Annotated in this window: 12 protein-coding genes; 1 reads left to right on the plus strand and 11 read right to left on the minus strand. The window is 41.7% G+C overall.

From position 1 onward, the window contains the following. Positions 1–176 precede the first annotated feature (176 nt). The 6 genes from BFI01S_RS08505 to BFI01S_RS08530 all read right to left on the minus strand — a co-directional run bounded on the left by BFI01S_RS08505 (position 177) and on the right by BFI01S_RS08530 (position 7,563). On the minus strand, positions 177–1,637 hold the full coding sequence (locus BFI01S_RS08505; protein ID WP_061792233.1) for an FAD-linked oxidase C-terminal domain-containing protein: 1,461 nt from the start codon (positions 1,635–1,637) through the stop codon (positions 177–179). After that, positions 1,634–2,992: a (Fe-S)-binding protein gene (locus BFI01S_RS08510; RefSeq protein ID WP_061792234.1), complete on the minus strand. Its 1,359-nt coding sequence runs from the start codon at positions 2,990–2,992 to the stop codon at positions 1,634–1,636. The genes BFI01S_RS08505 and BFI01S_RS08510 overlap by 4 nt, the downstream gene beginning before the upstream one ends. Further along, positions 2,993–4,315, minus strand: a complete 1,323-nt coding sequence (locus tag BFI01S_RS08515) for an FAD-binding oxidoreductase (RefSeq protein ID WP_061792235.1) — start codon at positions 4,313–4,315, stop codon at positions 2,993–2,995. 62 nt (positions 4,316–4,377) lie between these two features. Next, the gene (locus tag BFI01S_RS08520) at positions 4,378–5,070 is read right to left on the minus strand and encodes a FadR/GntR family transcriptional regulator (RefSeq protein ID WP_061792236.1); all 693 of its coding nucleotides are present in this window, start codon (positions 5,068–5,070) and stop codon (positions 4,378–4,380) included. A 479-nt stretch (positions 5,071–5,549) separates the two neighbouring features. Beyond that, positions 5,550–6,884 (minus strand): C40 family peptidase, encoded by a 1,335-nt coding sequence (locus BFI01S_RS08525; protein WP_061792237.1) that lies wholly within the window; start codon positions 6,882–6,884, stop codon positions 5,550–5,552. 319 nt (positions 6,885–7,203) lie between these two features. Then, positions 7,204–7,563, minus strand: a complete 360-nt coding sequence (locus BFI01S_RS08530) for a Na-translocating system protein MpsC family protein (RefSeq protein ID WP_061792238.1) — start codon at positions 7,561–7,563, stop codon at positions 7,204–7,206. Between the two features lie 177 nt (positions 7,564–7,740). Here BFI01S_RS08530 and fdhD point away from each other — a divergent pair, with 177 nt between their 5' ends. After that, positions 7,741–8,538: a formate dehydrogenase accessory sulfurtransferase FdhD gene (gene fdhD / locus BFI01S_RS08535; RefSeq protein ID WP_061792239.1), complete on the plus strand. Its 798-nt coding sequence runs from the start codon at positions 7,741–7,743 to the stop codon at positions 8,536–8,538. A 55-nt stretch (positions 8,539–8,593) separates the two neighbouring features. Here the strand turns inward: fdhD and BFI01S_RS08540 are convergent, their stop codons facing one another. The 5 genes from BFI01S_RS08540 to BFI01S_RS08560 all read right to left on the minus strand — a co-directional run bounded on the left by BFI01S_RS08540 (position 8,594) and on the right by BFI01S_RS08560 (position 14,326). Next, on the minus strand, positions 8,594–8,917 hold the full coding sequence (locus BFI01S_RS08540; protein WP_061792240.1) for a hypothetical protein: 324 nt from the start codon (positions 8,915–8,917) through the stop codon (positions 8,594–8,596). An 18-nt stretch (positions 8,918–8,935) separates the two neighbouring features. After that, a complete protein-coding gene (locus BFI01S_RS08545; protein ID WP_061792241.1) occupies positions 8,936–9,832 on the minus strand; it encodes an HD domain-containing phosphohydrolase in 897 nt (298 codons plus the stop codon). A gap of 226 nt (positions 9,833–10,058) precedes the next feature. Next, entirely contained in the window at positions 10,059–10,625 is a 567-nt protein-coding gene (locus BFI01S_RS08550) for a helical membrane plugin domain-containing protein (RefSeq protein ID WP_061792242.1), read from the minus strand. Then, positions 10,618–13,584, minus strand: coding sequence for a formate dehydrogenase subunit alpha (gene fdhF / locus BFI01S_RS08555; protein WP_061792243.1), 2,967 nt, complete (start codon positions 13,582–13,584; stop codon positions 10,618–10,620). The genes BFI01S_RS08550 and fdhF overlap by 8 nt, the downstream gene beginning before the upstream one ends. Positions 13,585–13,738: 154 nt before the next feature. Next, on the minus strand, positions 13,739–14,326 hold the full coding sequence (locus BFI01S_RS08560; RefSeq protein ID WP_061792244.1) for a TetR/AcrR family transcriptional regulator: 588 nt from the start codon (positions 14,324–14,326) through the stop codon (positions 13,739–13,741). Positions 14,327–14,378 lie beyond the last annotated feature (52 nt).

Here is a 14,378-nt window from a genome sequence, read left to right on the forward strand (position 1 = left end):
TTCCTCCTTGGATTGCTGCTTTTTATTCCCGTTGTTTCTTATTACAAAACGGCGTTTCTGACTTTCTCTTAAAAAAATAATAGCATGTATTCAAAAGGATTTTCAATAATTTTCACACAATTTTTTTCTTCTTTAATTTCAATGCCAGCCTTTCACCTGGAAAGGCTGGGAACTTCTTATGAAATTGCCTGGGCCTTCATCTCTTTTTTAACTTCGGCACACCTGCCCGGCGATGGGAACAGCTTTCCTGCATTCAGCAAATTATGAGGATTAAAGACTTCCCGGATGTCTGTCTGGGCAGCGATTTCCTCTTCTGTGAACACAAATCGCATTTCTTCCCGTTTCTCAATACCTACGCCATGTTCACCAGTAATAGTCCCTCCAACATCCGCACATACTTTCAGGCATTGGCTTCCAGCTTCAAGCGCTTTCTCTGATTCTCCCGGTTTCCGTGCATCAAAAAGAACAAGGGGATGAAGATTACCGTCTCCTGCATGGAAAATATTCGCAATCCTCAAGCCCGATTCACTGCTAATCTGATTGATTCTGCTTAAAACCTCCGGCAGCCGGCTTCGGGGGATAACCCCATCCTGAACCAGATAATCAGGAGAAATGGCTCCCATAGCACCAAAGCCTGTCTTCCGGTTCGCCCACCATCTGGCTCTTTCCTCTTCACTTCCGGCCGCCCGCACTTCACGGACATTCCTCTTTCGGCATACCTCGAGGATCTGGTCAATCTGTTCCTGAATTCCCGCAGCAATTCCATCCACTTCAATCAGGAGAACTGCTTCGATATCTTTTGGGTGGCCTACCGGAAAAGCAGCAGCTTCCACCCCTTCAATTGCAGTTTTATCCATCATTTCAAGTGCTGCCGGCACAATACCAGCAGATATTATGTCCGATACAGCCTGGCTTCCATCTTCAACCCGATCAAAGTAGGCAAGAACAGTCTGTTTTCCTTCAGGGTTTTTCAGAACCCTGACTGTTATTTTTGTCACAATGCCAAGGGTCCCTTCAGAGCCTGTAATAAGACCAAGCAAATCATATCCGGGAGCATCCGGAATACCGTCTTTGCCAATTTCCACTATGTCGCCATTAGGCATGACCACTTCAAGTCCAAGAATATGGTTTGTCGTAACTCCGTATTTCAGACAATGAGCACCGCCTGCATTTTCTGCGACATTGCCCCCAATTGTACAGCAATATTGGCTGGATGGATCTGGTGCGTAATAATAACCTTTGTCAGATATGGAATTGGTGAGTTTCAGATTGACAAATCCAGGCTCTACAACGGCACGGCGATTTTCCAGATCTACGCTAATAAGCTTTTTCATCCTGACCATACTGATGATTATTTCTCCATTAAGCGGTATGGCTCCGCCGCTCAGCCCTGTTCCTGCTCCCCTTGCCAGGAAGGGAAGATTGTTTTCAGAGCAGTATTTAATAATCTCCGCCACTTCTTGGGTGTTTTTTGGAAAAACGACGGCCTTCGGCAAATGCTTATGGATTGTAAAGCCATCACAGTCATAGGCAACAAGATCTTCTTTCAGGTAAAGGATGGAACGGGCACCGCCAACAATATCAGCCAAATTTAAGATGTGTTTGTCCTTTGATTTAACCCGGTCTTTTGCTTTCACTCTTCTCCCTCCCGAATAAGGTCTTCCTTTTGATAAGCCCAGTCCAGTAGCTGGACTGTATGGACGATTTTCTGGTTTCTGCCGTATTTTTGTACTCCCATTGCCATCTGCAGCATACAGCCGGGATTACCCATCGAGATCATTTCCACATCATCGGGAACATTCTCCATTTTGCTTTCAAGGACCGCATTGGCCATTTCCGGATTTGTAATATTATAGATTCCTGCACTTCCGCAGCAGCGGTCTGAATTAGGCATATGAACCATGTCAACACCGGGAATATCAAGGAGAATATCGCGCGGCTGCTGGCGGATCCCCTGTCCATGCGCTAAATGGCAGGCATCATGGTACGTAATTCTAGTGTTCATCTCAACCTTTGGCTTTTCATAGCCTGTTTCATGAAGAAATTTTGAAATATCCTCTACCTTTTCAGAAAACTCTTCCGCTTTTGCATGCATTTCCGGGTCTTCCTTAAATAATTCTGCGTATTCCTTCATCATGCACCCGCAGCCGGCAGCATTAACAATCACTTTATCAAAGTCTTTGAATGCTTCCATATTCTGCTTTGCCAGCTTCCTGCCCATATCACGGTCTCCCGCGTGAACATGCAGGGCTCCGCAGCAAGTCTGGTTTTGCGGAATGATAACATCATTTCCATTCCTGGTCAGTACATTGATGGTGGATTCATTAATATCACTGAACATGACATCCATTACACAGCCGGTCAGCATGGCAACTTCCTGCTTTGTCTCCCCTGTTGCTTTTATTACTTTTACGTCTTTATATTTCTTTTTAACAGGCTCTTTCACTTCAGGCATGATTGATTCCATATCTACGAGGTGCTGCGGCATGACATTGATTAATTTCGTTTTCCGGATGGCTTTTTGCATTCCGCTTTTTTGATAGAATCTCAGAAGGCTTCCGAGCGTATTTAAGCGATTCTGGTGCGGGAAAAGATCATGAAGAAAAAACTTGCTGATGGCTCCTTTTACACCTGTCAATGGCATCGCCTGACGAATCTGGCCCCGTGCTTCTTCAATCAAACCGCCAACATCGACATCAGCCGGGCATGCAGTTGTGCAGGCGCGGCAATCCAGACATTGAAACACCGGGTCCATGAATTGCTCATTTACTTGGAGCTTCCCTTCAGCCACAGATTTGATTAAGTGAACACGCCCCCTTGGGGAATGCTGTTCCTGGCCAGTCTGTTCATATGTCGGGCAAGATTCCAGACACATGCCGCAATGGACACAGTCAGCCCATTTCTTTTCATCGGGCGGATCGCTCCATAAATAATTTCCCAATCCTGATGTACATGGCGGTTCTTGCTTTAAATCGAGTTCCCGCACACTCATTTAAATCCCTCCTATAAATCTGTTTGGATTTAATGTTTTATTTGGATCCACCTTTGTTTTAATGCCTTGTAGCAAAAAGAAATAAGAAGGTTTATTCCCCCATACCTCCACTTTTTTCCGCAGCTCGAAAGGCAGATGTTTGACAATTGCATAGCCGCCGGCTTTTTCAGCAATTTGCCGTACCTGTGCAGCGGCATTGGCGACATCAGACTCTGCACCTCTTATGGTTACTTGACTCAATCCGTGGCCAAGACCTCCATGTGATTCAATTTCTACATTGAATTGATCCTGGAGCAGTTCCGTTTCATTTAACACGCTCAAAGCTTCAAGATTTACAGTTCCGATTTTAAGGGAGGCTTCTGTTTGAATTGGCAATTCCCCATCTAACCCATTTGGGATGTGCCTGTAAAACCGGTGCCAAAACAAATCCGCTTTTTCCTTTGGACTTATAAGCAATTCCGCATCATCAGGCAGCATATTACTCACGAATTCTTCCTGATATCGGACAGAGCTTTCCACATCTTCAAAACTCATCGCTAAAGTGTAAGCATTTATTCCGGCAAGCTTATCAGAAAGTGCCGGATTCAGCAGTTCAAGTGATACAGGTTCAATCATAGAATCCAAAACCTTCACTGCAAAAGCTTTAATTCCCGCCAGATTTCCTTTTGGAAAGGAAATAAGAACCAGGCTCTCGCATTTAGGTATAGGTCGAAGCTTTAAGGTAATTTCAGAAATGACACCCAGTGTGCCCATCGCCCCAATAAATAGTTTATTCATATCATAGCCGGCCACATTTTTTACGACTCTTCCACCGGATCTTATTATTTTTCCATCCGGGTATACAGTCCTTAAACCAATAACTGCATCACGGGCTGAACCATACCCCAACCTTTTGGGTCCGCTTTCATTTGCTGCAATGATCCCGCCTATTGTGGCATTTTCTGGCCAATAGGGATCGAGAGATATTTTTTGATTATGCTGTGCCAGGTAATCCTGAAGGTCTTTAAAGCGAGTTCCGGCTTTTACTGTTAAAGTCATATCACCAGGCGTGTGTTCGACAATCCCTGTATATTTTTCAAGCGACAGAAGAATATCCGTTTTTTCAATTAAACCACCGAACCCCCGTTTTGTGCCGCCGCCCATAATATTGATAGTTAAACCATTCGAATCTGCATGCTTTAGCAAAGCTGCAATTTCTTCTTCAGTTTCCGGAGAAACAACCACATCTCCTGAATTGCCAAATAGGCTTGAAGCTTCGTTATGAACTATCTGGTTTTCTCTAAAAAAAGTTTTTAAAGTACTTATCGACTCTGCTGCAATCAACCTATCCACCGCCTTTTGTTTCGTAATAACAAACAAGGTTTCTAATTATATTCAATAAAACATCATTGCTCCTGAAGGATACTCAACTGCAATAGCTTCTCAACCAATTCCAAATGGTCAGACATGTTTTTATGTGCCTGATCCGGCTCTTTATTTTTAATAGACAAATAGATTTCCTGATGCTGCTCCTCAATCTTTCTCGCCATGTCAGACCTTGTTTCAAGATAATGGTGAAAGTCTATCATGGACTTTTTTAATGTTTCAGAAATGAATTGGACAAATTGAATGAGGATATTATTGCCTGCTGCACGGGCAATTGCCATATGAAACTTATAATCCTCCTCCCAGCCATGGATCGTTTCATCGGATATAAGCCTCTTCATCATTTCCAAATCCTCTTCCGAACGATTGTCAGCAGCCATTTCAGCAAGCCCTGTTTCCACCATCTTTCTTGCCTGAAACAACTCCTGGATGTCTTTAATGTCGGGATGCAAATGGGGATTGTGAAACAGCTTGGAAGAATCAAACCGGGTTATATAAGTGCCTTCCCCCTGCTTAACTTGCACAATCCCTTTGCCCTGCAAAGAGGTTAGGGCGTCTCTGACAGCTGACCGTCCGACACCAAATAATTCACACAACTCTCTTACTGAAGGGAGCTTATCCCCAGGTTTAAAGGATCCTTTGGCAATCATTTCTTCAATTTGCTCAGCAGCAATCTCAGAAATTTTGCGCGTTGAGATCTTTTTAACATTCATACTCACTCCCCCTTCCTTTGCAGACATCACATATCTGATAAGTTATTTGTTATTTACTATTTAAGCATGCTTAATTGTAATAATCAATAAAATATTTTGAATTTATTAAAAATTATGTTGTTTTTGAGGGGGGAGGGTGAGATGGAGAAATTGTGAGGAGCAGGAATCTTGGAGATTGGTTTCGGGCCAGGGGTCTACTTCAGACACAGAAGGAGCAAATCCCGTATTTTGTGTCCGAACCTAAGCCTGCTTCTGACATAAATTGAGCCAAGCATGCATCTTGTGTCCGAACCTGAGCCTACTTCTGACACAAATTGAACAAATCATGCATCTTGTGTCCGAACTTGAATCTACTTATGACACAAAATGAGCAAATCTCATATTTTGAGTCCGAACCAGAGACCTGCTTCGAACACAAATAGGATCATAACAAAAAAACCTGACTGACACGTTTTCACATGTCAGTCAGGTTCATTTCACTATTCTATTATTCTTACAACACGGCCGTTAAATTTAGTTTTCCAATAGCCGCTTGACATATTAGCAATAGCGACACCGGTAGAGCTTTGGGAACCGATAAATTTACCGCCGCCGAGGTAAATGCCTACATGGCCGTCCCTTTTGTAGGTATCAAAGAAAACAAGATCTCCCGCTCTCATCTCGCTTGCTGACACCTGGCGTCCGGCAAATTTAAGAGAATCTGTGCTTGCTCCTACACTAATTCCAGCCTGGGAGAATGCCCAATGTACAAAACCTGAGCAATCGAACCTTCCATTAGCGATATCATAAGCATTTCTTCCGCCGCCGAACACGTAAACTGAATTGCCGATATATTTATTGCCTGCAGTTGTAACTATGCTAATTGCGCTTCCGCCATTGACGCTTGGCTTTGGAGCAGAAGCACTGGACCCTTTTGATTTCTGGGCAGCAGGTTTACTCTTGCTGACAGCAGCTGAGCCTTTTGTTTTTGAAGATGAACCCGCTACTGCTGATGAAGAGCCTGATGATGCTGAAGTATATGCAACATCCTGTACTGGTGCTGTTTGCGCAGCAATGCTTTGTTCGATATCAGCAATCAATGATGCATATTTAACATCTTCACTCTGCAGCTTTGCCTTTTTATCAGCAATAGAATTTTCCTTTTCTTTTAACTGCTGGATTAATGAGCTATTTTGCTGTTTTTGCTCTTCCATAGCAGCCTGCATGCCTTTTAATTCAGTCATCATGCTTGTTAATCCTGCTAGCTCTTCTTCCACTGCAGCCTTCTTTTCTTCAAAAGCTTTTTTATCCTGTTCCTGTTCTTCCAATAATTGTTTGTCAGCCTGAACAAATGTAGTTACTGCCCCGACACGGTCAACGAAATCACTGAAACTGGAAGCGCCAAGAAGAACATCCAGGTAAGCAACTGTTCCGCCGCTTTCCTGAAAAGATTGTGCACGCTGTTTCAGGATAGCACTTCTCTTCTCAATTCTTTCCTCGATGACTGCCATTTCCGCCTTCAATTGATCTACTTCGGATTTGGTGCTGGCAATATTAGTTTCCGTTTCTGCTATTAATTTATTATTATCTTCAATTGCTTTTTCAACTTTAGCAATTTTAGTATTTAACTCAGCAATTTCTTTTAGTACAGTTACCAGTTCCTTATCAGCTTCGGCCAGTGTAGCCTGCAAGTTGGAACGCTGCTGCTGGATTTGGCTTTTTTGATTTTCGAGCTTTTTAATTGATTCAGCATTTACACCCGGGATTGAAAAAGCACTTCCAAGCCCAAGAATAATTGTCGTATTTAAAACGAGGAGCCTTTTTTTCAAAGTCATTACCCTGCTTTCTAATATGTACTCGGTCTATTAAAATACCGTATATAAAACTTTTTATCTATGTATATTTTTTTTTCAGGTTAAGTCTCTAGTAAATGTGTCTTTCCATGGAGGATTATACCATCCTTATTTGACAGACTTGTTAGAGTAATATTACAAAAATATTTCAAACGTGACATTAAACCCCTTTTTTCGTCAGTCTTATATGACATAATTCCCTATTTTGCACAGTGAAGATATCCAACGTGAGTTGTGTGCAGGATACCAGAAAAATAAAAAAGACTGGAATCCAGAATATATCTTCCAGATTTCAGTCTTTTTATTCCATAAACTTGCTTTGAATATCCTGATCGAATACAAATACTAACATTCCAAAATCCCGTTCTATGTCAATATCCACAAAAAGGTCTATTAGCCGCGCCTGCAAAAAATCTTCCATCTCTGCCGGCCGGTTTTTTTTGTACATTTCCTTGACCATCTCTGTTCTGGCAGCGCGAAGCATTTGCTTCCCTTCGTCTGCACTCGCTATAAACTTTTCCACAGGAGATAAATTACCTTCCATTTCACATATAGCCCAATTTTTGCAGAAAGTAGTCCTAACCTTGCTTGGTCCTTTGCCCATATGTTTTTTTCGGAAGGAACGCACTAAGTTACTGAATTCAGCTTCATATTTGTTCATATTCCAGCCCTCATATACCCTTATTTCATGTATAATATCACTTATACAAGTCCGTATACACTTTAATAAGTAAATCAATTAATACAATTATTGTCAAACTAAACAATCTAAATATCTTGTTTAACTGAAATTATATGCTAATATTTTGTTAGTCTAAAGGTTTTAGGGGGAAAAATTATGAATATTCAAAGCAGCAGAAAAATTGTCAGATTTCAGAATGGAGTCCTGCAGGAAGCAGAAGATTCAATTGTTTCCGAACACCCTCTCACGATTCATCTAAATGGAGAAGAGTTCGCAACAATGGTCTGCAGCCCGGAGAATATTCGGGAATTAACAATCGGCTTTTTGGCTTCTGAAGGCTTTGTCCGGAGATTTGAAGAAATCAAGGAAATTCAAATAGATGAAAGCAAAGGATTTGCATATGTGGAGCTGCATACCCAAACATCTACTGCAAGCCATGAGTTCCACTCCAAGCGGTTTATTGGTTCATGCTGCGGGAAGAGCAGGCAATTTTATTTTCACAATGATGCCAGGACAGCCAGAACTTCTACATCAAAGCTGACCTTGTCTCCCTGCCAGTGCATCTCTTATATGAAACAGCTTCAGGATGGCAGTCAGACTTTTCAAGAAACCGGAGGAGTACATAATGCCGCCTTATTTTCTGCTGATGAAATGATTGTCAGCAGAACAGACATTGGCCGTCATAATGCTCTGGATAAAATCCTTGGGTATTGCATTGAAAACAGGATTCCTGTAAGGGATAAAGTCATTGCATTCAGCGGCAGAATCTCTTCGGAAGTCCTGCTAAAAGCCGCCAAGATTGGAGTTGGCATCATTCTATCAAAATCAGCACCGACTGATTTAGCCATCAAGCTGGCTGAAGACCTAAATATTACAGCAGTTGGCTTTATTCGCGGCCAGGCTTTTAATGTTTATTCTCATTCGGAAAGAATCGTTTCAGGGGCGGAAGATTAAAAAAGAGGGTGTCCCAATAGCATGGACACCCTCTAAATTATTCACTTCAGATTAGTTAATTATACAATGGAACTGGAGGGTCAATTCCTAAAACAGGCTTCCCATCAACTGTTAACCATATATAATAATGATCTATTTCAGTTTTAAGTATCACTTCAATTTTTGCAATTAAATTTTCTTGCATTTCAAATGATAACCTTGCTGTTTCCTCTCCTAATGGGATATCTTTCAATCCCAGCATATCAGCAATCTTTCTTGCATCTTCATAGGAAACTTCGACATATTTATCATACTCCGGTAAATATGCAGCCTCTGAGGTTTTAACCCCTAAAACGGCACTCAAAAATATTGCCATTAATATAAACCCTAACTTTTTCATTTTTTTCCTCCATTAATTTTAAATTTGATCTATCAGCTCAAGGAAAACATCAAGTATTTCAGGATGATACATGGTTCCTCGGTAATTCAATAATTCTTTTTTAGCTTCTTCCTTGCTCCTGCCCTTTTTGTATACTCTATCAGACGTAATAGCATCATAAGAATCAATTATTGAAATTATTGAGGCTTCAATGGAAATCTCGCTGCCTTTCAACCCAAGAGGATATCCTTTTCCATCAAATCTTTCATGGTGCTGCTCGACTACTTTGCCTGCATCGATCAAGATCTGGAGACCGGTTTCCTCTAGTATTTGCCTTCCGAAAGTGGAATGTTTCTTCATTATCTCCCATTCCTCTGGAGTGAGTTTACTGGGCTTTTGCAATATTTCCAGTGGTATGCGCAACTTACCGACATCATGGAGAAAGGAAGCTAGATTTAAGTTTACAAGTTGCTTAGAATCTAACTCCAATGTTTTTCCAACTAGCATAGATAGTTTATTAATTCTTTGACAGTGATCTCTCGTGTATCCATCTTTTTCTTCAATCGAGATTGATAACTCCATCATTTCCTTTGTTACCTTACTATAATGAAAAAACACTGGTCTTGAAGTGACATAAAGAAATTCAGTGGTATCTGCAGCTTCAAATACATGATGTTCCACTACTGGTGCCCTATAAAATGAATCCCCTGTCTTTATGGTCTTGGTTTCATGTCCACTTCTAAGAATTAATTCTCCTGAAAGTACACATAAATACTCTAGTGCTTCCCAGCCTTTTTGTGGCTCAATCCCCCACATTATACCTGGTTCAAGCCTATGATAAATAACCTCTGTCCCATCCCCCGAAGCAATCAGGGAGATTTGCAACCCTTTCATGTGGACTGTTTCAATGAAACTATTTTCATTTATGATGCCCACTTTATTACCCTCTTTCTAATACCTTCTCAAATGATGTATGTATTGGGTTTCACCTATTTATTTATCTTATATTCCAATTCTAGTACATGATTTTCCATTTTTCCACAAAATTCTGCTATTTATTTGTTTTATAAGATAATATTGGCAAAAATCGAGTCTATGTACCTATATGCATTTTATAGCATAATAAAAGCCAGTGACCCGAATATCGGTCACCGGCTTGCTATCATTCTCTTTTATTGGGAGGAACATCTCTTTCGTTTTTTTCCATTTTGTGCATTTTCTGATCTTCGGGAAGCTGGGTGTTCCTTTCCATTTCGCTTGTATCTTCGCCCATTCCTTTTAAGAAGGTAATCAGAAGCGTAACTGCCCGATTGACTTCTGGATCTTTCAATGCCTTAACAAGGTCAAAATAGCTTGTTTTTTCATCCGTTTCTTTATATTCCGCAACTCTTGCAATACCGGAATTTAACTTTAACAGCAAGGGCTCAAGCTGCCGGACATTAATGGTACCGAGGGTTCCAACCATCAGCAGCAGGTTTTTAATTGTGTTTGTAGCTTCCGGTTTATCCAAAGCTTTAACAAGTACATTCAATACTTTATCTCCCTGTCCAAATAGTCCATTCAATAATGAGAGAACTCCCCGATCATGCATATGGCCTACTGCTGTCAGAAGCTCAAGAATGGAATCCTTATTATCTATCAGGGCATTCTCCACTTCCTCCAGGTCCTTTTTGCGTTTATCCTCTGGGGTTAATTCAAAACGCTTGATGTTATTAATCGCTTTAGCCATGCTGCTTCCGCTCCTTTTTCACCATTTCTCCCGGGAAAATATAATCTTTTCTTGCCCATTTCTTTTGCACGTTTACACCAATCTGCGGCTTTGGATTGCCATAGCGGTGATTGATCCTTGGAAGCGGATTGATCCCTTCTTCACTCAAAATTTCAAGCTTAACCTTTATCTCCTTGTATGCGGGAGTATCAGTATCCTTGTCGGCATAACTGCTTGTTAATAAATTTATGGCAGCCTCGCCTCTATCATTCATTGGAAGATAAACTTCCTTTCCTTTAACCCTATCCGTTATATGGCATTTAACTTTAACATTGCCGTACGGTGAAGTCAGGCGGACAAGCGTGCCGTCCTTCAACCCTGTTTCTTCGGCTAATTCAGGTGATACCTCCAGGAAAACCTCCGGTGTTTTCGAGGTGATTCCTTTTGACTTGTAGGTCATATTGCCTTCATGGAAGTGTTCCAGAAGACGCCCATTATTGACATGGATATCATATTCCATTGGGTATTCAAGAGCAGGAGTCCAATCTACCGGAAAAAGCCTTGCCTTGCCATCCGGGAACGGGAAGCCTTCCGTATAGAGGAGCGGAGTGTCAGTTCCGTCCTCAGCGACTGGCCATTGCAGACTATTGTATCCTTCCAATCTATCATAAGTAACACCTGCGTATAACGGCATAAGTCTAGCTGCTTCGGCCATTATTTCGCTTGGGTGTGTATATGTCCAGCCCGCTCCCAAACGGTTGGCAACTTCAATGATAATCTCCCAATCCGGCTTCGAATCCCCAAGCGGCTCGAAGGCCTGGTAAAGACGCTGAATTCTCCTCTCTGTGTTCGTGAATGTTCCTTCCTTTTCCAGGCTTGGGCTTGCAGGAAGAACAACATCTGCAAACTCAGCTGTACGGGATAGGAAGATATCCTGCACGACAAAGAAATCAAGCTTCTCAAATGCTGCCTGCACATAATTAATGTTTGAATCCACAAGGCCCATATCTTCGCCTTTCAGATACATCGCTTTCAGCTGCCCCTCATGAACTCCTTCTACCATCTCGTGATTATTCATTCCGGCTTTTTCAGGAAGCTTTACACCCCAGGCATTTTCGAACTTCTTTCTCACATCAGGATCTGACACCTTTTGATAACCAGGCAAATTATCAGGACTGCTTCCGAAATCTCCTGCCCCCTGCACATTGTTATGGCCCCTTAAAGGATATGCACCTGCACCAGGCTTGGCGTAATTGCCGGTTACAAGCAGCAGATTCGAAATGGCTGTACTTGTATCACTGCCTCCAAGATGCTGTGTGACACCCATTGCCCATAATGCAGAAACACTATTGGCTTCATGAATCATTTCTGCCATTTTGATTAGATTGTCTCTGGATATACCGGTTGTTTCTTCTGCAAATTCCAGCGTATATTTCTCCAGATTTGATACAAATACTTCCAGCCCATTCACTTTTTCCTGCAGAAACTTCTCATCCGCCCATCCCTGATCTATAATGTATTTCGTAATGGCAGAAAGCCATACCATATCAGTACCGGCTCTAGGGCGCACAAACAGATCAGAACGCTCTGCCATTTCGTGTTCCCTCAAGTCAGCTACGATTACTTTCTGGCCGTTAAGTTTCTGGGATCGTTTCACCCTGGTGGAAAGAACCGGGTGGGATTCAGATGTATTGGAACCGATAATAAGCACTAATTCGGAGTTTTTAATATCTTCGATTGAACCTGCATCCCCTCCATATCCCACAGTTCGGAATAAGCCTACAGTTGCAGGAGTCTGGCAATACCTTGAACAATTATCAATATTGTTCGTTCCTATAACTGCCCTGCCAAGCTTTTGCATTAAATACGATTCTTCATTGGTGCATTTAGATGATGAAATAAAGCTCAATGCATCTGGACCATGCTGTTCTTTAATTTCCGAAAATTTTCTTGAAATCAAATCAAGAGCTTCGTCCCATTCCGCTTCACGGAATGAATCGCCTTCCCTGATTAGCGGTTTGGTTAAACGTTCCTCACTATTCACAAAATCCCAACCAAATTTCCCTTTGACACATGTAGAAATACCATTAGCAGGCGCTTCCGCCTGAGGCTCCACCTTCAATATTTCCCGGCCTTTTGTCCATACATCAAAGCTGCAGCCGACACCACAATATGTGCAGACCGTTTTGGTTTTTTTAATTTTCTCTTCCCGCATAGCAGCTTCCATATCGGATATAGTAAGGATGGATCCATATCCTGTTTCAACATTTTTAGTGATTTCAATCATTGGACGAAGGGTGTTTTTGGCAATGCCAGTCAGAAAACCGGCTTCCCCCTCCATTCCCTTTTCCATCATGGCATTACACGGACAAACAGTGGAACAGTGTCCACAGGATACGCAGGAGGACTCGTTAATGGGCACATCATTATCCCAGATAACTCTTGGTCTCTCCCTCTCCCAATCAATTGTAAGGGTTTCAGTAACCTGAACATCCTGACAGGCTTCCACACATCTGCCGCAAAGAATGCACTGATCCGGGTCATATCTGTAAAATGGATGAGATTCATCCTTTTCATATGGCTTGTGATCAAAAGGGATGCTTTGATGATTGATTTTCATCGCCTTAACCGTATTATGTACTTCACATCCCCCGTTGTTATAATCACAAACCGTACAATACAGCTCATGATTAAAGAGAATCTTATCCATGGCAATGGTCTGCGCCTGTTTTACATCAGGTTCCACGGTATCAATTACGTCTCCATCTTTAATTTTTGTGGAGCATGACCGTACAAGTTCTCCATTAACGGAAACAATGCAGGTATCGCAGGTTTCTATTGCTCCCAGGCTGGGATGGAAGCAGACCTGTGGAATTTCGATCGAGCTGTCATTTAATAACTGCAAAACGGTTTGACCTTGCTCTGCCTTCATTTCTATACCATTTATCTTTATATTGAGTGATGGCGGCAAATCTATCATCCTTTCAATGAATCAGTTTCTTTGGTTTTCAGTACCCTTGCAGGAAAAAGTTAAACGTTTAGTTAATGATATTGGATGATTAGTCCCGGCATTCGATAAAAGGCAAAAATAAAAAAAATAGCTGAAAAATTCAGCCGTTTTATCGGATTCATTATTAGCATAATGATAACAAGTGAGTTCTAAGAATCCCTTTCATTTTACTTTCAGTAAAATGATCGGGATTCATCACTGCATGGAGGGCGAGACCGTCAACCAGGGCATAGAGACGTTCCACCTCTTCTCCTGCATTCAAATCTGACCTGGATATCCCATTTAACTTCAGCCCCTCAATGACTTTACGGATACCTTCCTTCATTTCATCATATACGCGGCTGCTAAGTTCAGCAAGATTCGGGTCAACAAGAGCTTTAATATTAAATGCTATCCAGACTTCCATTTCCAATCTCCGTTCTTCATCTAAAGGAAGCAGCTCGCCAAGCACCAGTATCATATTTTCAAAATGATCCTCTGTAAATGCTGCATTCTGAATTCTTGTTTTCACCCTTTCTGAAACTAAATTCATGGAATAAGCCAATAACTCACTTTGATTTGAAAAGTAGTGGCGCAGTGAGCCTGCTGATAAACCAGCTTCTTTTGCTATCTTCCGGACAGAAGCCCCTTCAATGCCCTCCTTTTTAATCACCCGCCATGCTGCTTTTGCTAATACTTTTTTTTGTTTTTCATGGTCAACTTTTTTTGGCATACATATATTATAGCACCAATTGTTTTTTTAATACACTTGTGTTATATTAATG

Origin of the sequence: Cytobacillus firmus NBRC 15306, assembly GCF_001591465.1 — a bacterium.
In the GTDB taxonomy this organism is placed as follows: Bacteria; Bacillota; Bacilli; order Bacillales; family Cytobacillaceae; genus Cytobacillus; species Cytobacillus firmus.

Excerpts from the sequence above, each read along its gene's own strand:
- BFI01S_RS08560 (WP_061792244.1), bottom strand. The coding sequence starts at position 14,326 with ATGCCAAAAAAAGTTGACCATGAAAAACAAAAAAAAGTATTAGCAAAA.
- fdhD (WP_061792239.1), top strand. The coding sequence starts at position 7,741 with ATGAATATTCAAAGCAGCAGAAAAATTGTCAGATTTCAGAATGGAGTC.
- BFI01S_RS08510 (WP_061792234.1), bottom strand. The coding sequence starts at position 2,992 with ATGAGTGTGCGGGAACTCGATTTAAAGCAAGAACCGCCATGTACATCA.
- BFI01S_RS08520 (WP_061792236.1), bottom strand. The coding sequence starts at position 5,070 with ATGAATGTTAAAAAGATCTCAACGCGCAAAATTTCTGAGATTGCTGCT.
- BFI01S_RS08530 (WP_061792238.1), bottom strand. The coding sequence starts at position 7,563 with ATGAACAAATATGAAGCTGAATTCAGTAACTTAGTGCGTTCCTTCCGA.
- fdhF (WP_061792243.1), bottom strand. The coding sequence starts at position 13,584 with ATGATAGATTTGCCGCCATCACTCAATATAAAGATAAATGGTATAGAA.
- BFI01S_RS08525 (WP_061792237.1), bottom strand. The coding sequence starts at position 6,884 with ATGACTTTGAAAAAAAGGCTCCTCGTTTTAAATACGACAATTATTCTT.
- BFI01S_RS08550 (WP_061792242.1), bottom strand. The coding sequence starts at position 10,625 with ATGGCTAAAGCGATTAATAACATCAAGCGTTTTGAATTAACCCCAGAG.
- BFI01S_RS08540 (WP_061792240.1), bottom strand. The coding sequence starts at position 8,917 with ATGAAAAAGTTAGGGTTTATATTAATGGCAATATTTTTGAGTGCCGTT.